Origin of the sequence: Pseudoalteromonas sp. SG44-1 (assembly GCF_014164315.1) — a bacterium.
Classification (GTDB): Bacteria; Pseudomonadota; Gammaproteobacteria; order Enterobacterales; family Alteromonadaceae; genus Pseudoalteromonas; species Pseudoalteromonas rhizosphaerae.
Genome location: NZ_JACJEW010000014.1, coordinates 53,515 through 78,640 on the forward strand (window position 1 = coordinate 53,515; position 25,126 = coordinate 78,640).

20 protein-coding genes are annotated in these 25,126 nt (G+C 37.2%); 15 read left to right on the forward strand and 5 right to left on the reverse strand.

Features of this window, described 5'->3' with window-relative positions; genetic code table 11:
• From H5187_RS08825 to H5187_RS08860, 8 genes are all read left to right on the forward strand, one after another.
• Nucleotides 1-480, forward strand: coding sequence for a metal-dependent hydrolase (locus tag H5187_RS08825; RefSeq protein WP_182758872.1), 480 nt, complete (start codon nucleotides 1-3; stop codon nucleotides 478-480).
• Nucleotides 477-1,013, forward strand: coding sequence for a YbjN domain-containing protein (locus tag H5187_RS08830; protein ID WP_182758873.1), 537 nt, complete (start codon nucleotides 477-479; stop codon nucleotides 1,011-1,013). Before H5187_RS08825 ends, H5187_RS08830 begins: the two co-directional genes overlap by 4 nt.
• Nucleotides 1,014-1,134: 121 nt before the next feature.
• Entirely contained in the window at nucleotides 1,135-1,599 is a 465-nt protein-coding gene (locus H5187_RS08835) for a hypothetical protein (protein ID WP_182797758.1), read from the forward strand.
• Nucleotides 1,600-1,635: 36 nt separating this feature from the next.
• On the forward strand, nucleotides 1,636-1,794 hold the full coding sequence (locus tag H5187_RS08840; RefSeq protein WP_182758875.1) for a hypothetical protein: 159 nt from the start codon (nucleotides 1,636-1,638) through the stop codon (nucleotides 1,792-1,794).
• Nucleotides 1,795-2,366: 572 nt separating this feature from the next.
• Nucleotides 2,367-3,068, forward strand: coding sequence for a hypothetical protein (locus H5187_RS08845; protein ID WP_182797759.1), 702 nt, complete (start codon nucleotides 2,367-2,369; stop codon nucleotides 3,066-3,068).
• Between the two features lie 78 nt (nucleotides 3,069-3,146).
• Entirely contained in the window at nucleotides 3,147-3,584 is a 438-nt protein-coding gene (locus tag H5187_RS08850) for a hypothetical protein (RefSeq protein ID WP_182797760.1), read from the forward strand.
• A gap of 204 nt (nucleotides 3,585-3,788) precedes the next feature.
• Nucleotides 3,789-4,913, forward strand: coding sequence for a hypothetical protein (locus tag H5187_RS08855; RefSeq protein WP_220493259.1), 1,125 nt, complete (start codon nucleotides 3,789-3,791; stop codon nucleotides 4,911-4,913).
• Between the two features lie 637 nt (nucleotides 4,914-5,550).
• Nucleotides 5,551-7,656, forward strand: coding sequence for a tetratricopeptide repeat protein (locus H5187_RS08860; RefSeq protein WP_182797761.1), 2,106 nt, complete (start codon nucleotides 5,551-5,553; stop codon nucleotides 7,654-7,656).
• Between the two features lie 390 nt (nucleotides 7,657-8,046).
• Here the strand turns inward: H5187_RS08860 and H5187_RS08865 are convergent, their stop codons facing one another.
• Nucleotides 8,047-9,675, reverse strand: coding sequence for a DUF4942 domain-containing protein (locus H5187_RS08865; RefSeq protein ID WP_182797762.1), 1,629 nt, complete (start codon nucleotides 9,673-9,675; stop codon nucleotides 8,047-8,049).
• Between the two features lie 71 nt (nucleotides 9,676-9,746).
• On the reverse strand, nucleotides 9,747-10,430 hold the full coding sequence (locus H5187_RS08870; protein WP_182797763.1) for a ribonuclease HI family protein: 684 nt from the start codon (nucleotides 10,428-10,430) through the stop codon (nucleotides 9,747-9,749).
• A 163-nt stretch (nucleotides 10,431-10,593) separates the two neighbouring features.
• On the opposite strand from H5187_RS08870, the gene H5187_RS08875 reads away from it, so the two are divergent.
• From H5187_RS08875 to H5187_RS08890, 4 genes are all read left to right on the forward strand, one after another.
• Complete coding sequence (locus H5187_RS08875) at nucleotides 10,594-11,268, forward strand: hypothetical protein (protein WP_182797764.1); 675 nt, start codon at nucleotides 10,594-10,596, stop codon at nucleotides 11,266-11,268.
• Nucleotides 11,249-11,452, forward strand: a complete 204-nt coding sequence (locus H5187_RS08880) for a hypothetical protein (protein WP_182797765.1) — start codon at nucleotides 11,249-11,251, stop codon at nucleotides 11,450-11,452. Before H5187_RS08875 ends, H5187_RS08880 begins: the two co-directional genes overlap by 20 nt.
• A gap of 388 nt (nucleotides 11,453-11,840) precedes the next feature.
• Nucleotides 11,841-12,473, forward strand: a complete 633-nt coding sequence (locus tag H5187_RS08885; RefSeq protein WP_182797766.1) for a hypothetical protein — start codon at nucleotides 11,841-11,843, stop codon at nucleotides 12,471-12,473.
• Nucleotides 12,470-13,090 carry a hypothetical protein gene (locus H5187_RS08890; RefSeq protein ID WP_182797767.1) on the forward strand — a complete coding sequence of 207 codons (621 nt, stop codon included), beginning with the start codon at nucleotides 12,470-12,472 and terminating at the stop codon, nucleotides 13,088-13,090. The genes H5187_RS08885 and H5187_RS08890 overlap by 4 nt, the downstream gene beginning before the upstream one ends.
• 13 nt (nucleotides 13,091-13,103) lie before the next feature.
• On the opposite strand, the gene H5187_RS08895 is transcribed toward H5187_RS08890, so the two are convergent.
• Together H5187_RS08895 and H5187_RS08900 are read right to left on the reverse strand one after the other, a co-directional pair.
• A complete protein-coding gene (locus H5187_RS08895) occupies nucleotides 13,104-13,529 on the reverse strand; it encodes a hypothetical protein (RefSeq protein WP_182797768.1) in 426 nt (141 codons plus the stop codon).
• On the reverse strand, nucleotides 13,526-14,050 hold the full coding sequence (locus H5187_RS08900; protein ID WP_182797769.1) for a hypothetical protein: 525 nt from the start codon (nucleotides 14,048-14,050) through the stop codon (nucleotides 13,526-13,528). The genes H5187_RS08895 and H5187_RS08900 overlap by 4 nt, the downstream gene beginning before the upstream one ends.
• A gap of 168 nt (nucleotides 14,051-14,218) precedes the next feature.
• Here H5187_RS08900 and H5187_RS08905 point away from each other — a divergent pair, with 168 nt between their 5' ends.
• Nucleotides 14,219-14,509, forward strand: coding sequence for a hypothetical protein (locus H5187_RS08905; RefSeq protein ID WP_182797770.1), 291 nt, complete (start codon nucleotides 14,219-14,221; stop codon nucleotides 14,507-14,509).
• A 4-nt stretch (nucleotides 14,510-14,513) separates the two neighbouring features.
• Complete coding sequence (locus tag H5187_RS08910; RefSeq protein ID WP_182797771.1) at nucleotides 14,514-16,499, forward strand: DEAD/DEAH box helicase; 1,986 nt, start codon at nucleotides 14,514-14,516, stop codon at nucleotides 16,497-16,499.
• 575 nt (nucleotides 16,500-17,074) lie between these two features.
• On the opposite strand, the gene H5187_RS08915 is transcribed toward H5187_RS08910, so the two are convergent.
• Nucleotides 17,075-17,839 (reverse strand): hypothetical protein, encoded by a 765-nt coding sequence (locus H5187_RS08915; protein WP_182797772.1) that lies wholly within the window; start codon nucleotides 17,837-17,839, stop codon nucleotides 17,075-17,077.
• Nucleotides 17,840-18,045: 206 nt separating this feature from the next.
• Here H5187_RS08915 and H5187_RS08920 point away from each other — a divergent pair, with 206 nt between their 5' ends.
• Entirely contained in the window at nucleotides 18,046-24,978 is a 6,933-nt protein-coding gene (locus H5187_RS08920; protein WP_182797773.1) for an Ig-like domain-containing protein, read from the forward strand.
• Nucleotides 24,979-25,126 lie beyond the last annotated feature (148 nt).

Here is a 25,126-nt window from a genome sequence, read left to right on the forward strand (position 1 = left end):
ATGATGTTTAAAAGCCACCTTGCAATAGCGGCTGGTGGCTATCTCGTAGCTTTAGACTTTTTGAGTGATAAATTCGAACAAATCAACTCACAATTAATACTTGGTGGAGCATTAACTTTAATTGGCGCTTCGTTGAACGATCTTGATCATCCAGGTTCGTTCATCGGTAAGCGGCTTAAATTTATCTCTATTCCAATAAGCTTTATTTTCGGCCATCGAGGACTGACACACAGCATAATCCCCTTGGTCGTTATTCTGCTTTTATATGGGCAATCTGCTCCGTACTGGCTGCTATGGCTTTGCTTCGGCTATGCAATGCATTTGGTTGGTGATTATCTTACTGATAGCGGGATTCCTCTGTACTACCCGATAACGAATAAGCGGTTTAAATTTTTATTAGTAACTAAAACCAACACTATTGGTGAGCCAATATTAGTCACTGTTTTTTTAGTTGCATGTTTTCTATGGGTGTTTTTATGAATAAAAAATCTTTTGATAAAGATAGTAATCCATTTGGTTCAGATCTGAATGAAGACCTGTGCCAAATAATGTCTTCTGGGCACTACCAGCCCGGCGAAATAATTGAGAACGTTACGATGTTTGATGTTACACAATTAATCGAAGAGGTTGTTCTTGAGGATGCAATTTATGAAAAAAACAGAATTTTGTATAAATTAGACTATTTCGATTTAATCGTCAGACCTCTTGAAGCGGTTACCAGTTGGAGTGGTGAAGAAACCGTTAGTAGCCTTTATTTTGAAAGCAGAGTAAAGAATTTTTCATTCTTTGATTATCAGTTACTTTCTGAGTTCAATCTACGGTACAAGCTTTTAAAAGTATTCATTAACAATGAAAATCAGCTTTGCTTTTGTTTCCCTTTGATTTTAGAAGGCGTCACTACAGAGCATTTGCTTGGTGCAATACACTCTTACATGACTGATTTGCAGAGTGCTCGTAAAATGATTAAAGAGCTTGTATGCATAAAAGATATTAACACTTCACCAAAACATTAAATGTTTAATAACACATTAGGCGAAGCATGAGGCCACGCCTAATTTGACCATTCTAGTTTAGTAGCCTGATTTTTCATATTGTATAAATTAGTGCTCTGTTCTTTTCTTAAAGGTAATTATTATGAAAAATTCTAACAATACGAAATATTCTGATGTTCAGGTTGAGTTTTTAAGTTTGAATGTGAATAAATATTCTTTGGCAGAGCTTACTAAGCTTTACAATTCAACATTTAAAACTTTCAAATCAGATACAGCTATAAAAAACACGCTGTATCGCAACAATATAAAGCGACCAAAAGCAAAGGGTATAAGTGAAGATGTGCTTAAGGCCTTTTTTATGGCAAATACAAATTGCACTGCTGATGAGTTAACGCGACGATACAATAAGAACTTCGCAAGCAACCTATGCACAGCATCAATTAGAATTAAACGCAGAAAGTATGTTGAAAAAGTAGTAGAAGAAGAGGAGAGAACACTAGCGTTTACAAAGTATGATGAAAATTTGAACCCACATATAAAAGAATTAATATCGTCAAACTGGGGGTTATTGCTCAGCAAGCAGCCCGCAAGAAAGAGCGCAGCTTAAATGCCTGTGACAAATTAAGATAAAAAGGAGTTTGAAATGTTTACAGATCAACAAAAACTATCATGTGCCGTTGGTGAGTTAGTTCATAGCTTAGGGAATTTGATTGTAGATAAAGATATGTGCTTAGGAGGCTTAACTGTGTCAGATGGGGAGATATTGCAAGCACTAGGCAAACGCTACGAACGAAAGAACTAAGTGATGATAACCTAGCGCTTCAAAGTGCAGGAATAAAACCAAGTTTACATTCACGAGCTGAAATTGTTGAGATGGCAGAGGCTATATTGCTAAAAGATTCTTAAAGCACAGGCAGTTAAATCATACTCATTGCTACAGCATTAAAAACAACTGTTTAATCGCTTATAGTTAATAAAGTAAGTTGGTGATAGATACATGATTATGTTTGAAATAGAGAAAGCTGGCCCCTGTTGCCGGCTTTTTTATTGTCAATTCAATGAAGAACCATTAAACCTGTTAAAAAAGGTGAGTCTGAGTGAATTAGCTCATACCAGATCTTACAGTTTTGACTAATAGGTTTAGATTTATCTGACAGATATGAGCGAGAACCGGTCATTGAGATTGGCTAAATATCGTCGTTAATTGATTCGTTAAACTGCTCTTTGCGCATATATTCATGAAAATGAGCGCTGCGCGCATATTGATTCGCTTAACTTTACCTAAAAAATTTAGAATACTTAGTGATAGTAATACCTTAGGTTATTTGTTAAAACAATATAAAGTAGATAAGTGAGCGCGGTGTCAGCAGAAATATGCGCGATGAGCGCACTATTAAATTAATTAAACCTCTTTCATTTATTGGAGTAGTTATATACATGGATCAAGTTTTTGAACTTACACTTACACAACTAGGTGGAGCATCAGTTTTTATTGCTGGTTTAGCAGGCTGGTTAGGTAAAGTATGGCAAGATAGAATTCACTTACGTGAGAAAGCCGCTGTTGATGTTCTTATCGCAGAACTGAAAGCTGAACATGCACGAATAGCTCAATCATTAGAACACGAATTACAAATTGAAAGGCATGCAGCGCATTTAGGGCATGCAAACTTAATCGAAAAAAGAGCTACTATCATAGACGAAAACTACAAATTATTAGTCGCTATGCATGAAGCCATTTTTGATACCATCCGTCCAGATTACTTTGGCAGAGAAAAACCATCAAAAAGTGAGGCATATGAATTAGCCTTGCCTAGGTTTGATGCTTTCATAGAGCACTTTGAAAAGAATAAAATATATTTTTCTAAGGATATAGCAAAAAATATAAGTAGCTTTTATGTAGCAGCCGCGCAAACATTAGATCAGGCAAGGGTCGTTATAAATTCAAATCAAAGTCTTGCCGCCGGTGTTACTGATGAACTGCAGAGCCTTTTTGATAAGGTCAACAGAGAAATGGGCAAGGCACGAAGCGAGGTTGAAAATGACTTTCGTAATATCCTTCGAGTAGGCGAGGTTTAATCTGTAATGGTCTAATGAAACTGGACAAATTTAAAGCGAGTAATTCTACAGGCTTATTATGTTTTTTAAGGAGATATCATGCAAGGGTATGAGATTGTACATTCTTCTCAAGTTGATGGGGAATTTGAAGGTTTTGATGACGAGGTTTTATTTCAATTAATGGATGGGACATGCTGGGTTCAAGATGAATATAAGTACTGGTATTACTATTCTTATTGTCCTCTGGTGCATATTCTTCGGCGTAATGGCAGGCTTTATCTTCAGGTCGATGGTCAAAACGAAATTGTCTCGATTCGTCAAATAGAAGGTGTCATTAAAAGTAGAATAAATGGAGATTTCAAAGGTTGGGAAGGAGACACATCTTATCAGTTGCAAAATGGACAGGTCTGGCAACAATCTCACTATAAATATAAGTATAAATATGCTCACCGACCTGAAGTTCTCATTTATAACCCAGGTGGTGGTAATGTTATGCATGTCGCGGGTACATCGGCCAAAGTACAGCGTATAAAGTAAAAAACATAACAGAACGTTACTAACGACCGCTTCTTCCTCTAAGTGTACTTCAGCTTAGAGCGATAATCGAACGCTGATAAAGTTAAACTAAGTCCTGTTTTGATGAGTTGAACCCTAATTTTTTACAATAACATTATTAGCCACCATCATGGAGTTCAGTAAGCTGTTTACTGGTTCAATGATAGTCCGAGATAGGTAGAAAATATGCTGAAATTGAACAAATTATGGTGGGAACATTTGGCTCCAAAGCCATTAATTTCTCGTCTCAGAGAGGTCGAAGCTCTTTTGAAGCATTTCATACAATCCCAACCTTACGGCAAAGAGTGGTTTAAGGTGGCGCGAAATCCAGAGGGGATATTTAGACTTCAACCGGGTCAGGTAATCCCTGTGATCCATATTACCTTTATGAAAAACATACCTGGATTTATTGCTCCACTAAAAATGTTAAAGCCAGATCATCGGACAGTCGTAAGAGAGACAAAGTATCTGTCGGGGAAGGAGCTTGAAAGTGATGAGAAAACAATTCCTCCAATAATTCAAGTAGAGTTGGTAACCGACCCATTATTTCTTGAGGCGGCAAGGCGTGGTTTGATTACAATAGATGAAGCCCTGATCAAACAGCCAAGTCTAGTTTTTTCAATACCTGCTCATTTCCTACTAACACCAAAATATTTTCCAAAAAAATCGTATGTTTTATACCAACATATTTTTGGCAATGGTGGTTCATACCCTAATGATGGATATTTTTACGTTGGGCTGACAACCCGAAGCTGGCAGAAACGATGGGCTGAACATAAACGCGCAATCAAAAGTGGAAGTCATCTATTGTTTCATCGGAAGTTTCGAGAAGAAACTAAGTCCGGGAAGGTTACGTATTTACATCACAAAGTAATGGGCATCACTGATAATCTTGAGGAACTGTATGAGGCTGAGGAATTCCTGATTGAAGGACATTGGGACGATGAACGACGTTTAAATATGATCCCTGGTGGAAAATCTGGTTTGTTGTACCTTCGTGAGAATGGATTGCTTCAAAACTCTGCTATTCCAATGCCAGATGATAGGAGTGTAATTCTCAGTGGATGGCTTAAGCATCATCCGAGAAAAGGTCTCCCCGCACCTTGGGTAGCAGAGAAGTGGCGCGACAACGAGTGGGCTGTAGCACAGATCTGTGGACGCGATGGTAGATTATCTGCTGAGCAGGTTCAAGCGATACGCAAACTTGGTAAAGAATACCCTGCTGAAGAAATTTGTAACCGAATCGGTGCGAAAAACGTCGTTCAGGTTAAACGTGTACTTAAAGACAAAACGTACACTCGAGTCGAGTAGAGTGTTTTTCAGCTGATTGAATGTAGTAGCTCATATTTAAGCTTACAGTTTCGATGAATCCTATTAGGCTGTTGCCTGACAGGCAGCTATGAGCGAGAAGCAGACGGTCGGTTAAACTCGTTTTTGGACAGAACCGAGTTGGGCGCCTTCAGCTCAAATCCACCCTTCGGATAACTTTTAGTCGCAAAGCGTACTCAGCCACCGTTACTATTGGAGGCAGATCCGCGCAGAACTGGACAAAAGCTGTCATCTGTTGTGCCAGACTTACTTTATGCAGAGCTTGCTAAAAGGTATGCATGTAACCCGTCAGTTCATGAAGTACCATTATCCTATTCGGTGTTAGAACACATTAATGCTTTAGATTTCATATCATCTTTTGACTTCTCATGTGACCGCAAAGTATCTATTTTATTCAGTCATCACCTATTTGTAGCAACTATTGGGAGGGCTACTCATAGAAGCCGAATAACCTACCTATTGAGCACTGTTTAATACAGATAATGATAAACTGATAAACTGATAAACATGTCAAGAGTAACTCTAAGCACAGGCGCTAGAATTAGCGACTTAGCACCGATATCGGTGTTACTATATGCATATAAAGAAGATAGCTAATGGTATGGAAACAATAAGCCCTATGAAAGAACATTCTCAATCTGAACACAAGATAACTTATACCTCTTCCTCGGCTTCAAAACCACTAGGAACAATTGATGCTCAATCTCCAGAAGCCTTGGATATTGGAAGAAAAATCCATGAGTCGTTACAAGGAGTACCAAGTCAGATTGCACATGATACTCTTGTGGATACTCAAAGTAAGATTGAAGAAGGGTTACATGAGGAAGCAATAGACTTACTGCTACAGAATGCATTCTTTATCACTAAACTAAAAGATAAGCGAGTTTTGGACGTTATTGAGTCAATCGATAGCACTAATCTGGATAAAGAACTTAGGAAATCACACTTATCGCTTTGCCTTGGATATGCGTCAATCATCGGCGAGTTAAACGCAGTCATTAAGTATGTTGAACTCTTGGAAAGTGAGTTTTCAGAAAATCTAAATGATAGTTACTTGGAAGGCTTCATTTTAGAGAGAGCAAGATACGCTAAAGAAGAGGGCAAGAGGAATCTGGCCGTAATTCAGTATCAAGAGTTGATAAAAAGAGAAAATGCCTCACCAAGGAATACAGCAGTTGCTTATCAGGGCTTAGCAGATCTCGCCACCAACGAAGAGGATATCGCTCGATATCATCGATTAAGTGCAGACAAATTTCTTGAAGCAGGACAGAAAAAGGGTGCGATTACTAATTTACTGCAACTCTCTAAGCTACAAGCTAAAGAGTCACAATCTTCAGCATTAGAAACATTGGAAACTTGTTTAAAATTAGTAGATTCAGATGACTTGCTTGAGCGTCACGGAAAAGCCCACCTCTTACAGGACAAAGCCACATATTTGCATAAGCTAGGAAGTAAACTAGAAGCTTTAAAAACTATTGAAGATGCAATTGGTTTAGATGAAGGTGTTTTTGGTGCTGAAATCAATTTACATACTTCGTACATGATGGCAGCTCAATATGCTTTAGAACTTGGCATTCAAGACAAAGCTAATCGCTACAATCAGTTGGCTGTGGACATTGGTTCAACTATTGATGATGAGTTATTCAATCTTCAAACTAAAGTTGCTGATTACTACGATGAACATGATCAACTGAGTAAGGAAATTTTAGATGATGTATTGGCGTTTGGTAACTCTGGCTTAATTGGGACGGTCTTACTCAAAGAATCTATCAATCCATCTAATTCAATTACAGATTCAATAGACTTCTTAGATGCGGCACTGGGACACTTAGAGAAGGACGATAGAGGGGTAGTTGATTTAGTCCATTTTCATTTTGGTCTCATATATCAAGAGCAAGGATTAACAACTGACGCAGAAGCAAGCTACCTGAAGTCTCTTGATGCCAATCCATATAACTACCCAGCAGCAAACAACCTAGCAGGACTTTATATGGAAAGTGAACAATGGGAGAAAGCCTGTAAGCTTTTTAGTTCAAGAATCAAGTTGTTGGGTGAATTACCAAATATGTGTTTTGGGTACGGTAAGGCTCTTTACGAACAGCATAAGTATCACGAAGCTTTAGAATACTTTAATAAAGCAAACCCAGATACAGAAGGTCTACAGCAATTAAAGGAAGAGTGCTTTATCAAGATGCCCAAAGGCATGATTGCTACTAGTTTCAAACCTGAAGTTGTCGTTCAAATTACCAGTGATGGTATGCTTGCTGCTCTAAACGAGTTCTCAGCTACAGTATCTTCTCAAAATAGGATGCACTTTTGGCAATCTGATAAGAAAGGAGGTCATAAGTGGAACAAGAACCCAGAAGAAATTGGGAAACAGCTTCTTATTACATTTTTATCAGCAAAGTTTGGACAAAGTAACATACAAATAATACAGGAGCACCGTGCTGGAGCTGGCTTCGTTGACTTATACCTTTTACTTGCTGGCGGCCTAAAGGTAGTTGTGGAGCTTAAAATGTGTGGCCCTTCATACTCAAGTTCTTACGCAATATCAGGAGAAGATCAGATAATTCACTATCAAAATAATACGGGTTCTAATTTAGGGTATTTGGTTGTTTTTGACGGCAGGAAAAGAGATTATGCCAAAGGGCTTAAAAAGCTTCAAGTTATTGAAAATAAAACCATTTACTCTGTCGCTATTGATGTTCGAAACACCGTCAAGTAAAGCCCTTATCTGAGCGAAACACGGCTTAATTCGCGACTAGCTTAATTATAAAATGCTACAACTTAAAGTCTCCATTACGATGGTATTGATACCAGTGGACATGCATAACAATGCAGGCAGATTTTTTACTCAGGAAGCCTATTTTTGAAAGGAATTGGGAGATTCCGTGCATCGATGTTGCGCGGTGTGCCATTAGTAAAAGTAGGGCTATTTTCTGGCGGGATTTACCACCGTTTTGTTGCTCAAACTTGAAAAGGGGCAGAAACGAGTTACGGCTGATAGTCGGCTTATGGCACATATGCGACTGTCAGATTTGATTAAGTCCCGTTAATTAAATCTGACAGATTAAGTTAAGACTTATTTTGTTAAGCCCCTTCAATCACAATTACGTTAGTTTAATTTTAAAAACTGAGTACCCACGTTTATTTTTAAATTACTCTGAAAAGCCTGCTTTGCACAATCAATATCAACACCATCTATTTCTTCGGCCGCTTGTTCTGGGGTATTTATCCATCCTCGTAACCTACCAAATTCGACATTAAGGCGCGCTATAAAGCCCTGATTAATTTTGCGGTGTATATTACCGTTTTGATATGCCCGAGCAGTGAATAATACAACTTTCTTTTGAGCAGTGTGATCGAAGTAATGGAATGTTCTAAGCTTACCTGGTTCCCACTCTTCAACGGTACTTGCTCGCTCTTGGCCTAGCGTATCAAAGCCCAAGTTGTGTGCAATAGTAATTAGATCATCTATTTTGTTTGCAGAACTTTTTGAGAGCCCATTTATTCTATCAAATGAATAGCCGCCAAAATTGCCATAATTACTTGTAATTATTCGATAGTCCAATGCAAATCTATCTAACCCGGATGGTTTTCTATTATAAAGCCATTCAGAGCGCCCAAATGTTCGTTGATTTGATTTATACAAAGTAATGTTAGACTCGCCAATTAAACTCTCATAAACAGATACTAATTGTGAGTCTATGTATTTATTCACGTTTTTTACTGCCCATTCAGCTATGGCATAAGCATTTTCTTTCGTGAAGTCAACGTTAACATTCTTCATCAACAAGGTTTGCATCTCTTCTCGAGTGCTAGTACATAACTTATCAGTTATTGGAGTAAAGCGATTAAATAGCTCTTTCCAGTATTTGTTTTTTAAAGATTTAATACGAAGTTTAATAGCAGCATAAATAGAGTCGATCGAAACGTTAAGCTCATCTAAAATACTTCCATCTACATGTTCTAAGCCTTTATAAGTGATAATAAGCTTTTCTAAACTGGCATCATAGTGGCTTACCAATGTACTTATTAGGTCGCCACCAGCTATTATTTCAAATTTATCAGGTTGCACATTCTGATGGAGCGAGTCTGCTTTTCTTGCAGCACTACCTTGTGCATCTATATCGAAGTTATCTGAAAACCATGCTGCAAAAGGGTCTACATCAACGGTGGCTCTATCCCATCGTCGTGAAGCACAACTAGATAAGCTTATATGAATGACGTCTGCGGTGCATCGTGCTGGTCGGTCTGCTGAACGATAGTCAGAGTTACCTAGTATAGTGAAGGTTGCTTTACGGCGTGCCAATGCATCTTTTATAGCTTGGTTATTACTCCAGCGTGTAGGCAAAATTAAATATACGTCCGGTGCTAGAGATTCCGCGATAATTTTTGAGGCAAACTCAGAGTACTGGGTAAATGGTGGGTTGCAAAATATAACTGATGTTTCAATATCTATAAGCGTCTGGGCCATGAAATCAGTGCCAACAATCATAATATCAGCGGGTAAAGCTCGAATTAGAGGCAATGATTTTTCAATTGCATACTTTTCACCGTATTCATGTGCGATTGCATTAAGCACACGACCATCACCAACACCAATATCTAGCACAGAATAGGGCTTGTCGTAGCCTAACAAGTCGATGTGTTTTTTTATTAATGCAATGTCTGAATCTAATGTTGGATAAAATTCAAAATCACCAAATTCTCTTACTTCATTAATAAGTGTAGCTATGCCCATTTTTTTATGCCTTTGATTTGTTTCAATACGAACACAATACAAAGAACGAAAATTCACGCTACCGAATGGGTTTATACACTTTTATGAATTTGTTGCGTTTGGGAATATGCAATAGCGGCATTTATATGCTCACATTTTAAATTCGCGCATGAACAGGAAAGGGGATTTAAATTGATAGCATATAATTTAGAGTTTTGTATAACGCTAAATCCAACTCCCTTGTAGTAATGAACCGCAGTTATTTCATTTAATCGCTGCTCATTAATATTAACGACATTGGACGGGGTTTTATTATCTTTATTACTTTGTATAACATCAACAAGCTGTTCCTTTTTAGTCTTAACTTGGGCATCTGAAATGCTAGTTCCCTCTAATGCATCCTGACTAAGCTTATCGGCATGACTATTGGTAATTCTCTTGATCCAACATAATTCAATAAACTCTAACTCATAACATAGCTTCATAGCCCGCTTATTAAGAACGCGTAGGGCAGTGTCATTACAATTCCATACACCATTTAGCTGATTAATCACTAACTTTGAATCGCCATACACTGTGGCTTTACGAATGCCAAGCTCAATTGCTTTCTCTAAAGCATATATAAGCGCACTGTATTCCGCTTGGTTGTTAGTACCGTGCCCATTAAATATTGAAAGCTCTGCGACCACATTGTTTTGCCCATCAAATATAACTGCTCCACATCCGGTAGGACCAGGGTTTGGATTACATGCGCCATCGAAAAATATTTTATGCATAAATTTCCCCTTAATTCATATGCACAATATCAACATTAGATATTTAGACTACCACTTGGAATAATATTATTTAGAGAGGGGGGTTTGGGTATCTCTATCTTTTGAGATTAGCTAACTGAACACGGATAATTGATTTCATAGACATAATTCATAACGAGGACAAATGATGTTTAAAGTGATCATAACGGCAGGGGTTTTATTATTAACTGCAATGACAGCTAACCCAGCCAATGCGACAGATTTCAAAGAAGGGCTGCACTACGATACATATCCATCATCAAAATTAACAGGCAAGCCAACATTTATTGAATATCTGAGTTTCTTTTGCCCGGCCTGTGAAAATCTAAACACGTTTCAAGATGAGATTTACCGAACTGTGCCAAAGGGTGTGATCAAGAGAAGGGTAAGTGTCGATATTATATCAAAAACCAGTCCTGATGGTTTTTTAGCTTTATCTAAAGTCATGGCTGTTAGTGATGAGCTTTATCCCGAGATTGGTAATTCATTAGTCGATTTAATATTTGTGGCCATTCACAAAGAGAAAGTGACAATTACGCCATCGTTAGTGGAGAAGTTAATCAAGGTTGTGGATGAAAAGTATGATGCAGATATTTGGGCGCTATATAACAACCCGAAAACAAGCGAAGTAGCTAAATTCACTCTTGGAAATCAAAGGTTGATGTCATCGAGAGGTATGCTGAGTACAGTTCCACGCATCATTATAAACGGTCGTCATGTTGTTAAATTTGATGGTTTAGATAAGAAGAATTTTTTTAAAGAACTTCACGAACTAACTAAATATTTAGTAGATAAGGATTATGATGAACATTACAACTAATTTAGAAGACGTAAAATTTATAGAAGAAACAATTATAAATGATCCCGCAGCAAGCTTTTGGCTAAAAGAGCAAATTAAAGAAAGTGCCAATCGCGACATATTAGATGTTTTGAATGACGTAGATATTTTGCGCTCAATATTAACCATACGTCATGAGGCCATTATACTGTCGCGTAGCAAATAACCCCTTTAAAATCAATTGCTTAAGTCCGATATTGTCTAGTATTGGACATAAGGTGTTGTTTTTACTGAGTTTTATATTGTTTACCATTAAATTGCCAGCCTCAAGTTCATCCAATTACAGATATTCTATTACTGAAACCAAAAAAGTTGAGTTATAATGAATTAATATATATGGTATTAAAACCAAAATAAAATATAGGAAATTAAAAAATGATTCCTGCAATTAATTGTTTTATTTATCAACAAGTACAATGGTTTGTTGAGCTTGATTTGTTCGGAAACAGATTTAAATTTCGACCTATACGTAGAATTATGCATTACAATTACAAGCGCCTATAAAAGGATTTTTGAGCCTAACAACTAAAATAAAATATGGAAATTATCTGAGCATGCTTACAAAAAAGTTTACCTGTTTATTAAAACAACTAAAACAACCTCATAGTTCAAGTCTCTACATTGCGTATACTGACACTTTAAAGCAATTCGATTTTGATAAGCAAGATGCTACCCACCAGCAGTGGATAGAAGCATGGCTGGAGAGCACACCTATTAAATCAATAGAGCTTACAAACCAAGGCATTTATGTTGGAATTACCATTAGAGAAAAGATTTTAGAAAAGTTTGCATTTATTTTGATAGATGCCTTAAAAATCGAAAACACCGCTACTTTACCCGCTGCACAAAATGACATTGAAAAAATAACAGAATTAGAAATCGAAGCATGGTTGGAGTTCGATTCAGATTGGATGATAACCTTGCTGACCGCAATGTTCTGCAAAAACATGGGAATAGACAGTAACTATCTAGATCCCTACTTAAATGGACGTCTCTCTATTTATGCAGACTCTTTTAATGAAAGGCTTTCGCTTGCCACAATAGCGATTGAGTTTATAGAAAGTGGAGAAATACCTATTAGTGATTATGAAAAAATCTTGGATTTCTTTGGTGCATTTTTTATATTGGCATTCTGTGAAGATGACGTGCTTAAACAAAGAGTTTTGAACACTGTAGGTGATATTTGAGCCCTATTACCCTATTTGTAACACTTGTTTTGGTTAACTTTGTTCTAAGATTAAAAATTAGGTCAACTTCATCTTCATGGTTACTCAAGCTAATATTTACGCTTGGCGTACCTTTGCACGAAGCTGCACATTACATTTTCGCAAAAATCCTACTTCTAAAAGTCACAAATACGCAATTTTTACCAAACTTCAAAGATAAAAATAAAATGGGGTTTGTTCAATTCATACCACACAGAGGACTTGTGGGCGCTCTTACCAATATGTTGGTAGGCATCGCCCCCCTGCTTCTTGGTTTTGCTATACTTTTCATTGTATATAACCAAGAGAAAAACATTGATACAAATGCGCTAAGTTATCTAGGTATTGGCTTAACTACTGTGGTTGTTATGCAAAGCATGATTCCCTCATGGCAAGATATAAAGATAGCGCTAAAGGGCCTTTGTATCACCTTCACTTTGCTCGTTGTAACTTCCCTTATGTTCCCAGTTAGGTGGGAAAGTATTACCTCTTATGAATTGACTACCCTACTAGAAGTAGTGTCACCGCATCTTATGGTATTAACCCTATATCAAGTAACTGCAGTTCTAGTCCTAACTGTTTTAAAAAATAGAAATTAAATTAAGCACTGAATTAGGCTGGCTGTTTATTAGTAGCTAGCTTAGTAGTTTTATCTAAATCTTTTATAAAAGACTTCCAAATACCCGTATATTCTAAGACTGAAGATTGCTTACTCAATGAGTTAACCATTTTTACTGTCAAAGTAATTAAATCATCCTCGGCAAATTGTAACCATAAGCACTGTTCCTGTTGCATTATTTTGTTCGGATGATCAGAAAATGCCAACCAAAATACAATGCTGACACCATAATCTGCGTCAGTGAGTTCTATATTTTCAAAGGGCCGCATGGTTGAAGAATAATAGCTATTAAGTAGCATCTTCTTTATTGCAATCACTTCATTTGTTGAGTCTGTTGGTTTTTTGATAATCTGAAGGCATAAATTCCTATATAAAGGAGTGTTTATAACGTTCAAAGCGCTATCTATATAAGCTTTCATATGTTGCTCAACTCTTTTTGTGTTGGCTCAATAATCTCTGAGCTTTTAAAGTCTACGTCGCTAAATCGTTCAAGTAAGTATGGCTTACCATTGCCCTCAATAGCCCACACATCTTCCCCACTTACAACAAAAGCAAGCTTATAGCTTTTGCTTTCAAATTGCAGATGCCTTGTTTCACTTGACAAGGTTACTGGGTTACCGGAACACGTTTTCATATTTGAAAATAAGTCTTCAACTTCAGCGCTTATTTGTTTCGAGATTAAAGTACCTGTGAGCGGCATTTGAGCACCACCTACAGACAGCCCGCTTTCAGAAAATTTATATTCTAATAATCCATGAATTTTAATTTTCCCCTCACATTTAGCCGGGTTATATACCCAGTGGCCACTGAGTTTTTCAAAGTCGTTATCGTGAACATTTACAAAGCTTAGATCAGGTGCTTCTTTCTCATCAGAAAATGGGGAGTCGCAGCAAGCTATACATATCGATAACACGGATGCGAGGAAGATTCGTTTATTCATATTGAGACCTCTTCATTAAAAACACTATGTTATCCATACTTTATGAAGCCCGCAAAAGTTAGAGAGTGCAAATAGGTGTCCTCTAAATTTTTGAAGCTATAAATATGCAGGGTAAAATAACCTAATTAACAATTAACAATTAACAATTAACAATCAACAAAAAAACGAATGGAAAAGACAAAAGATTTACTCAACCAATTAGTTGTAGGGAATATCCAATTTCAAGATTTTCTTAACTTGGAGAGTGAGCTTGCTGAATTAATGCAAAAAAGTAGTTACTCAAAACCTGTTCTTCACGAAGATACACCACTGTCTATTTTATGCATGAACTTATATCAAGCAATAAAAGCTGCAAATAGAAAACAGAGTGCGAGTGTGAATATTTCGTGCTTTTACAGTAACCCGCTTTGTAAACACTGGCTCAGTAAAGCCGAGTTAGCTTTACAGAACGGTAGCTAGATTATTGGGTTGTGGTTTAATAATGGTAAGGAGAATTTACATGACTAAGTTTGAAATTTATTCCAAGTGCCCTGCTTTGTATTTGCCATCAAAGGTAGAAGATTACACCTATGTAATTGATAATTTTTCTAATCTAAAAGCCTGCATTGGCCATGAAATAATAGTTTATGGCTTAGCTAGTAAGAAAGGCGAGCATACATCACAAAGAGGTGTGCCATACACTAGTTACCATTTAACAGATTCGGATGATTCTGCCTCCTTTGTATTGTTTGGTGATGAAAACTCCCGTGTTAAAGAAGAAAATCAACCAATGCATATCAAGGGAGTAATCGAGCTTGTAAAAGGTAAATACCAAATCAATAATGCCTCAATTATTGATGATGAAAAGGCTGGTAGAATTGTGCCTGTATACGATGGAATTAAAGGCAAGCTAATAAAGGCAGTCGCAAATAAATCACTACAGTGCAATATAGGCGAAAGCCAAATAAAAAAAGGCAAAGACCAAATATACTTAGAGTTAGAGTGTTTGTTTGGCGAATCTATTGAAAGCGTATTAGTTGAATTAGGGTTTGCAGGTACAATGTCAGTCGAAAACCTATTAAATAATGTTCACAATCCAAAAGTAGTATATGAATTTTATAAATCGATTGAGATGTTAAAGCGACTAAGTACCGCATTAATGGCCGGGGCAATATTAAAAGAACGCAAATGTGTGCCGACTAACCCATTTCAGGTTACCCCCAAAATTGATGATAAATTACTTACTAAATATATACCGTTCACACTAACCGGTGAACAGTTCTATGTTGCAAGTCAAATCATAGAGCGCCTGTGTAATGGTCCTACTTCGCTCGATGGACTACTCATAGGTGATGTTGGTACTGGAAAGACTGTAATATTGGCAATGGCGGCGCGACAGGTTTTACTTTCACAGACTAACAGCAAAGTGATCTTCCTCGCCCCTAACGTATCATTGTGTAAGCAACTAAGTAGAGAAATTTGCGCGATGATACCTGAAGTAAAAAGTGCATTAGTGTGCGCTGAAAGTAACTCATACACTAATGAAGCGCGTTTGATATTTGGTACAACCGCCCTACTATTTAAAGAATTTAAAGATGTAGAACTATTAATAATAGATGAGCAACAGCAACTATCTGTAGATCAGCGACGTAAAATCAAGTCCATCCATTACCTTGAGGCCTCAGCCACACCCATACCAAGAACACTTGCACTTACAAAATACAGCAATGATAATGTTTTTTTTCTCAAGCATCAGCACCTCCCAAAAGATATATGCACGCGAGTAGTTTATAAAGAGCAAGGTTCTGACCTTATGCGATCAATTCACGAAACTTTATCATATGGATGTAAAGTATTAATTGTTTGCCCTAAACGCGACGGCGAAGGTAATAACAATAAAATGATAGATGCTGAATCGCTTGCGAGTAGTCTAAATTTGCACTTTCCCGGCATGGTACGAGTTTACCATTCAGCGTTGGATGATAAAGAGTGCGAAATTGTACTCAATGAGTTTAAAACACATATACCAATAATGGTTTCAACCTCAAAAATACAAGTAGGGCTTACCATTCCTGATTTACGGCACTGTATCGTTTACGGTGCAGAAAGGTTTGGTCTTACTACACTACATCAAATACGAGGCCGATTAGCACGCACACAACCACAAAGTGGTAGTAATTGGGGGAAATTTGACTTGTTTTTACCTAATAAACCTTCTGAATCCACTTTAAACAGACTGAATGTGTTAACTCAAAGCTGTGATGGCTTTTATATTTCAGAAAAAGACTTAGAATTACGCGGTGCAGGGGAGTTGTTGAGTGGCGGTAAAAAACAACACGGCTCTACAGTCTCATTAATAAAAAATATAAATGTAGATTTCGGAAGGTTAGCAGCTGCAATTGAATATTTGGAGACATTGACTCAAAAGATTAATCAACCTACCTGCTTGCATTTAAACTCATCTAGTTAACTTGAAACCATGAATTGACATTAATTGTTAAGTTAATGCCAAACGTTGAGAGGTCGTTTTAGGGAATACGTAAAGAAACTATTATTCAGCAATATTTACAAAGATAGGTTGCTGAGATAGTTTTGATCTTAATCGGTGCAATCTTAATCGGTCTCGCATACCAATTTTATGAAGAGCGAAATCATGAACAGTAAAATCAACAACTTTAACACTGGTTAAGCTTGGGTGTGCAGGAATAATTGAACGAGAAGCGCCCTGCCTGTAAATCAAACTTGGGTCAAAACTTATTGGTAGTGATTTTGTTCCTAAATCTATAAAGTCACCTTGCCATTCTATTATTAATTCCGCTCCACGCCCTGCTATCCTTTGGTTTGCGCATACAGGATAGCCTTCAACGAAACCATAAATACCAACACCACCGTATATCGAATCACGATGAAGATTAAACTGTTTGTTTTTTTAAATTGATATAAGCGATTGTGGTGAACACACATGATTGAATTTAATCAAACTAAGCTCTGCCTTGTATTGGGAAATAAAGCCGCAATTGCTATCACATTTACGGCACTAAATTATTATTGTCTTTGTGGGCTTTTGAAAGGAAATTTTGCACAAGCAGTCATATCCTGACTCATACGATTAATATTTCTTAAAATTATATCTGAGCCCAAACCCGCGAAATTTGAAGTATATTGCGCTAGCATAAAGTGCCCAATATTTAAGGTTGTAGGCCAATCCATTTTAACAGCCATAGAACCACCTTTATGGAATACGCTAGCAAACAAACCATCTTCTTGACGCTCGAAATTGAACCCTTTATCTTTATTTTGACCGTGGTTCATGAACTGGCAGGAAGTTGCAATGCCAAGGAACACAGCAATTACAACTGGTAATTCGCTTAGCATAATTTGGACACTTAGCTTTTTACTCCAATCGTAACGCTTGTCATTATTGTCATTGGGATTAATACGAGCAGCGCCTTCAATCATTATAGTGTCAAAGCTAAAATTTCTACCTTGGCTTCTTCGGGTTTCACTTAACTTAAACTGTAAAGCCGCACGCTTAGAGTACACAGGGAACATTGTATAATCTCTTTCATTGCTACTGTCCCTTTCAATATTTTGATCCTGATAATGGGGGGTAGTCATTTGTTCCCTGTTAACTTCTTGCGTTGCTTGGCTAACATTATGCGTCTGTGGTCTTGGCCGAGTGTTGTTAGTTTGCTGGGACGCATGATCAGCAGAAGGAGTATGTTGTTTATTGTCGAAAGATTGCTCTCTACTATGATTATTATCAAACGAAGTGTGTCTTGGAGAATTTGCAAAAGGGTTTGCGTGCATTGGTTATTCCTAAATACATTGGTTATGTTGTATTTATATCAAATTTGTAAAATCCCGCTACTGACTAAGAATACCTATAAGTAATTTTAACTCTTTTAATGGATCAAACTAAAAATTTAGAGAGGGTCTTTTGGGGTGCTCTAATATTTCGTTAGCTTATATAACTTTAATATGATGACTTAAATTAGGTCATTTTAGGTAAATTTATGAAATCTAAAACAAGTATTATAAGTCGTCATTTTTTCGCTATATGTGCGTTAATTGTAACTGTGTCAGCGAAAGCAGATATTGTGCAATATTCGTACATTCATTCACAGTACAGTACGCAAGAGAAGATAGTTGAACCGTCTTCTATTGAATATCTGAGTGCAAATAGCTTAATTGAAATTCATTCTTCAGCTGGTTTAGATAGAAAAATTAGAATTAGGCTAACTAATGCTGAAGGTGCATCTATTTCTTCAAGTGAGAGTGGGGTTATTAGCGCTTCAGATAGGTTTACTGTTGGGGGGAAGAGCTACTTCGGAAAGTCGCTAAATTTAACAGTGCCGTCTAACGGTTCCTATTCAGTTGTACAAGAAATACTAACTTCGAATAATGAGTTGGTAGAAAAGTTCACTAAAAAAATTAATATCGACACAACACTACCAACTAGCAATGAAAAGTTAACTTCAAAAGGTCATGGTACTTATTCTATTGATACACAATCTGAAATTTGGAAACTTGGACTTGGAAGCATGGGAATACAAGAATTATATTTAAGCAATATTAGTGATAACTTTGGTATTAAAAATATAGTTGTCGAATCATACAGAGAAGATGGGCGGTTGCATAAGTCGAAAACGTATGGCTATAACAGCAGTACTAGAGTACTCGATTTTAATTATACTGATCTTTTTCCAAGCTCAAACTTGGACGAATTATTTAAACTGAAAGTTAAAATCTATGATCTAGCAGGTAATGTTAAAATAGTTGAACAACAGTTGTATTTCGACAATTATGTTAATGCTCCAACTGAACCTTACGCAGTATTTGATCCCAATATATCAACTAGCATAGTACCTAATACAATTGGGTATGTTCCATATGTTGCTGGTATGGCTGTGAAGACCAATCCTATTCAAGTCATTTATCGGTTAGATAGAAACAATTGGCATGAATTTAATGAAGCTGGCCTTAGCTTACACAGTAGGTTTGAGAACACCAAGCTTGTTTATTCTGATGCGCGTTATGCCTACGTCACTTTTAAAGCACCTATAGGTAACTTTAATTATAACGATGTTCGTTGGAACAATTTTGGAACCTGGGGGGGGGCAACTGTAAATTACAACTTAGTGTTACATCCAGATGCACCTCCTACACCCAAACTGTCGTCAGAAACTGAATTCTATTATTCAGATATAGGTTGGTCAAGCTGGTTGCCATTTATAATACCAAATTCACGATTACCTCTAACTATCAATAAAATGCGTGTGAACGTAATCCCAAGGAATTATGAGCAGGAAGCAGACCATCGAGGATACACATGTACTATTCCTGCTGGCTCAGGGTCATGTATTATTGAGTTTCCGGAAAATTTTATGAAACTTGATCGCGGTACGACAGGGTATTTGCATGAACCTATGATGTTCTATAAAAGTGATAAATCATTATATGGAACGAATTCTTGGGCAGAAGTAGACTGGAACGATGCATATTATCCAGAAATAACTCCCGTGTTCGATGAAAGGACATCAACTTTGCGAGCAGAGATATATCAAGAAGGATTTGGTTCCTATTTTGAGAGGTTGAAACTTAATAAAGTGTGGCTTGAAGACAGTAATGGCAAAGTCCTTCAAGCTAAAGGGGGGGAAGTAAGTCAAAATAGAGGCAATTATATTTATGAATGGGATTTAAGCACACTTGATGCAGGTTCACATGAAGTAAATGTACTAGCAAAGGAAAATCACGGACCTATTACTAAAGAATTTGCGTTAAGATTTGTATCTGATAAATCTGCACCGATCGTTGAGATAAATTTTAATGGAAATAGCAACAGTATAGCTAGCCTTGATGATGTTGTGATTACTGCTTTTGATAATGAATCTAATATAACTTTAACAGGCATACAACTAGTCGGTGGTCCTGCGAATGAAAACGTATATCTAACTAGCCGTTCACTTGGCTCAAATAAATATAGCTTACTATATCCCGTCCTTTTCCCCTCAGAAAATGAAAGCGGAAATTATACACTAAAAGTTACAGCTACAGATACTCAAGGTAACGCAACCACTGCTCTGCAGAACTTCTTTTATGATCCTCCTCGAGTCGCATTGAATGATGGTAGAGGTTCTGTGCTATTACCGAATATTAAACAAAGTATTTTACGTAATACAGGAGCTAACCCTATTCAATCTGAGACTTTAATAGTTAAAAGTAAGAATGTTACTGGTTCTTATCCAGTATTTGCAACACTAAGAAGCGATGCCGTAGGTAGTGTAGTAATACAAGGTGTAACGTTAAGCCCAGGCGAAACAAAAACTATTACAGAGAGCTATAATTTCTTGTTGAATGACAGTAAATATAACCTAGGCCTTACCCCGAGTGATACTTCAATTAAAACCACGGGAAGTATGTTGATAGGATCTACAGCTCCGAATACGCCTGTCTTAGTTTTTAGTTATGACTTTAAAGACCTCGAAATAGAAGGCGCGGTGACAAGTGAGCCTTATGCTGTGATTGAGCCTATGACTTCGGAAATTAGCTTGCTTAGTACTAGTCAGTTTTGTCAATCCTTAACTCATGATTTAAATATAGCTAAGAATAGTAATGCTTATGGATCACCTGTATGCCTTGTAACACACGTTATAAATGCAGTGAATAAAACTGAAGCAACGAAGGGTAACAAAGTCTCTTTTAGTGCTTATATGGCCTCCCTTTCTTATGAAACGATGACCGTCCGTGTAACCACCTATTCAGGCCCTAATAAATATACTCTAGGTGAGTACACTTATGAAATAAAACCTAAAGGCCCGGATGAGAAAATACTATCTAAACTAAATTCCGATGTATCCACAATATTGCATGAAATTGAATTAGCAGAAGTTACAGCTAAATTTGATACATTCACAGGTTGTGGTATCACAGGCGATAAAGGTATTGCTATGGATTATGCGTTTGATAAAACGGATAATAATGGCGAAACAAAATGTTATCTTGAGTGGATTCAGTTACCAAAAGGAATAAGTAAAGTAGGTAGTAGCGTAACCGCAAAAGGTTATGCTGAGGAGGTCGGCGTTCAAAAGTTCTCTTGGAAATTATCTATATTCCATGACGGTGATCAAAGTCTTTTGATATCTTCAGGTACGGCAGATAGCAAAGTTGTTATACCAAAAAGCCCATCATTATTGGCAACCACATTAAGCTACAGCAACGGTAGAATAAGTGAAGGTGTTGAACATTTACTAAGAGACAGTGGCGCTAAAGTAAAAAGCATCCAATTCAGTGTAGAGCCAAGAGACTTTGTTCAGGTAATTAAGCTAGATGGACTTACATGTAATGTGCCAATAGGAATAAACGAGTGTCGTATAGCACTTGATATTGGTCCTTTAGGTGATCAGGAAAGCAATATTTCCGGAATGATCCCTATAGATACGCTTATTGATTCAAACATCCCTTATTTTTTATCAAGAAATGAAGGTAGATTTAACCATAAGCTAGATTGGGATTACACGCCACCTAAACTAGTTAAGGTAGCGATAAACAACAAAAGAGACGGCACAGTGCTAGTGGAAGATGTTGATGGTACCGAAATAAAGCTGAATGAAGATGAAGTTGCACTTATATTATTCAGTCCATTTACAGATTTAAAAGATGATGAAACGTGGAAATTAGAAAATTCCAGCTTATTCATTTCTTCGGATGAAGAAATAACGTTTGAACAGTCAGTGCTTATTGATAGAAATCATTTTTTCTTTATTCACGATAAAATTAACTTAAATGATGAAAATCGAATTTTAGCTGACGATATTCAAGTCTACGGGAATTATATTGTTTACCGCTATAGTTTTAAATCTTTACCAGATGGGGCGTTTACTTTTGATGTTGATTTACGTGACCAATATACAAATGGTCAAGACTATAAGCACGACACCTTTATAATGCAAAGAACAGCACCAGAAATTCAGTTAAGTTATTTACGTGATAAAGCGCGAATGGTTGACGGTGTATACTTTGCCACTGATTTTGGTGCAGTTACCAATCCGGGCTGGGATAGTAATAACACCATATTCGAAGCAACTTTTGGTGGCGAAAAACTAACACTAGTAGATGATCCATCTGAACCACGAAAAAATGTGAAATTTTTCCAAGGTGATCTTGCTTCTTTAACCGCCGGTAAATTATATCCACTAGTTATTAAGGCACGAGATACTGCTGGGAACATAGGAGTATTTAACCAAGAATTGACCTATGCACCATCATTTTTCAATATTAAATCAAGTACAGGTATCGCAGAATTATATCAATATGTTCAGCGGGGTACTGCGTATGTATCCCAAAGTAGATACCTTTGTAACTATGTCGCGTCACAGGAACTGGCAAGAGAGATATCACGAGATGCACGAAAAGGTTGCTATGTAAAAATTGATTCACTTCCTGATGGGATGAATACAATTTGGCAAGGCTGGGCTCTTAAAGTTACCGGTTCAATCAATAAGCTTACGGATAACGAAATAGAATACAGTGCATATGTAGTTAATCCAGATGGTCAAGAAGTTAGAGTAAGTCACGAAACATTTTCTTACGATATTAAACCCGCTGAAACTATGACGTTTGAAATGTCACCAATTATAAAATTAGATGACAACGTGTATGGTGTTATTCCTGAAAATCCAGTGCTAGCTAGATATACCCTTGAAAATGTATCGGGTGAAGTGAACATAAATGTTACGCGTGGCGAGTTCTCTAACAGTGAATTTATGGCTCAACGTAGTCATAAGCCTCTTTACGAATTATTGGGTGTAATACGTGATGATGATGCTAAAAAGCGTAATGTATTCGATAGATACCCATTTAAAGTTGAGGCTTCGTATAACTTATCCCCTCAACATAACGCTGGTACATACGGTGAAGTAATTGTATTACCTTCACGTAGAGTCGCTTTAAATCTAACGATGGAAAGTAACGACGTTATTTTAAGTACCGATGATGTAAAAGTAACCGCTCATATTGGTGCGTGGAACTGGCAAGAAAAGCAAAGTGACTATGATGTGTTATCGATGGGTGAATGGGATATTTACCTTGCATACAAAGACAATAAGGGTAAAGAACAACGTATTTCAGATGTAAAAACCAATGCAGCAAATGGACAGGTTATTTTCAATTTAAGTATTGAAGCTATATTTAGAAAAAGCAGCGGTTTTTATGCGGTAGCTGCAGTTAAATCGCCTCACCCAGAATATACACAAAAATTAACGTCTACCCCGATTTTTATGCGTATTGTCCTCGGCACAGGTGTAAGTGGTGAGCTTGTGAGTAATCAAGTGCGGGGTAAGGTGCCTTTCACAACGCTAGTACGTTATGACTATGACACTATCGAAGATATGGTTGCCGGTAATGATACTGTGTGGCTTAAATCTAAAGACAATAAAAACTGGGAGTCTATGGATGAATATAGTGGAAGAAGTGCGATACCATTTTTTATGAGCGAAGCTGGTGATTACTTTGTTAAAGCTAAAATCACGAATAAAAACACAAATGAGTCTACGACAACGCAATCACTCAAAATAAGCGGATATGAAAAAGCAAGCCTTGTAATCAGTGGACCTACGCAGGTTTATGATGGACAAGATATGAAATTAAATATGCTTGATTATGTAAAAGAGTTAACCGATTACGACGGCATAGCTCAATGGTCGCGTGATAATGGTGCTTCGTGGGTTGATGGCTCACCACATCAAATATTAGTAGCAACCGGCGAGCAAGAAGTAATTTTAGGACGGTTTAAATATCATTCTTCTACAGCTGGCGCGGGTGATGAAGCATGGGCGCTTTCTCGTTTTTATGTGAGGCCTGTCGGGCCAAGAACCGTTATGGCTCAAATTAAAGCAACACATCTAGTTGAGCTGGGCGTTCCCATTAAAGTAGAAGCGCAAGTTTTAAATTTAAATGGGGGTGTTGATTTACCAATTGTTTATCAATGGACTAAACCAAATGGCGAAACGAGTGATGAAGTCATATTTGATTACACACCTGTAGAGAGCGACTTAGATGCTCAAGGCCGGTTAAACTTCAAATTAAGGGCATGGATAAAAGGATATAAGTCTGAAACATTTAGAGAAACACAGCGTAATTTAGAAACGTGGAAATATGTTTTTCCTGAAATGAATATAGCTGTGAGAAGTAATATTTTGGTCGCACCCGCTACCATCACGGGTATGATCGAGGTTCAGCGTAAATTTATGCCTGGCATTACATATGATTATGAATGGATACAAGGAAATGGCATTGAAGCAAGAACACCAACTAGAATTTACAGTGAGATAACCCTTAAAGATGCAGGTGTGCATGAGCTTAAAGCAAAAGTTACTGACAGCCGTGGTATGAGTCGGATATTAAGCAAATTTGTTGATGTAATTGAGCCAGATGAAACGAAAGGGACTTTTATCTATTTTCCGTCGAACCGATATAGTCGCGCTCCATTAGGCCTTGTAACAAGAGCCCAAATGACAGGAGGCCATCCAAAGGACTATATAATAGATTACAAATGGTTTGTTAATGGGATTGAACAAGAAACACTACAATCACGCAGTCCAATGTTCCGCTTTGAAATTGAAAATCCGGGCAATTATGAGATAAAAGCAGTTACAACGAGTCAATATGGCCAAGTAACTGAGGTTATCGAAAATTATACAGTTAATGCCAATTCATTACCTGAGTGTGTCAGTGATCAACTTGTTCGTTCTGGAACAATCCGAATTACTGCTAACTGTAAAGACAGTGATGGTTATGTAATAGGTTACGACTGGTGGTTTAATGGCGAATACGTAGGCCGTGGTGCTGCATCTACTCAGTTACGATTGAGTGAATACCCAAGCATGACAGTAAACTATGAAGCAATTGATGATGCTGGTGGACGTACAAAAGGTTCATTTAGCTGGTAGTGTAGCCAAAAATAATAGCCCCATCTAATGCAATATTAGGTGGGGTTTTTTCATTTCAAGCCCTCTTAATTTCATTTAGTAAATTTACAGCACCTATATTTGTACTCTCTATTTTTTAACCTTTCAATTTTCATGCTTGATAATAGTG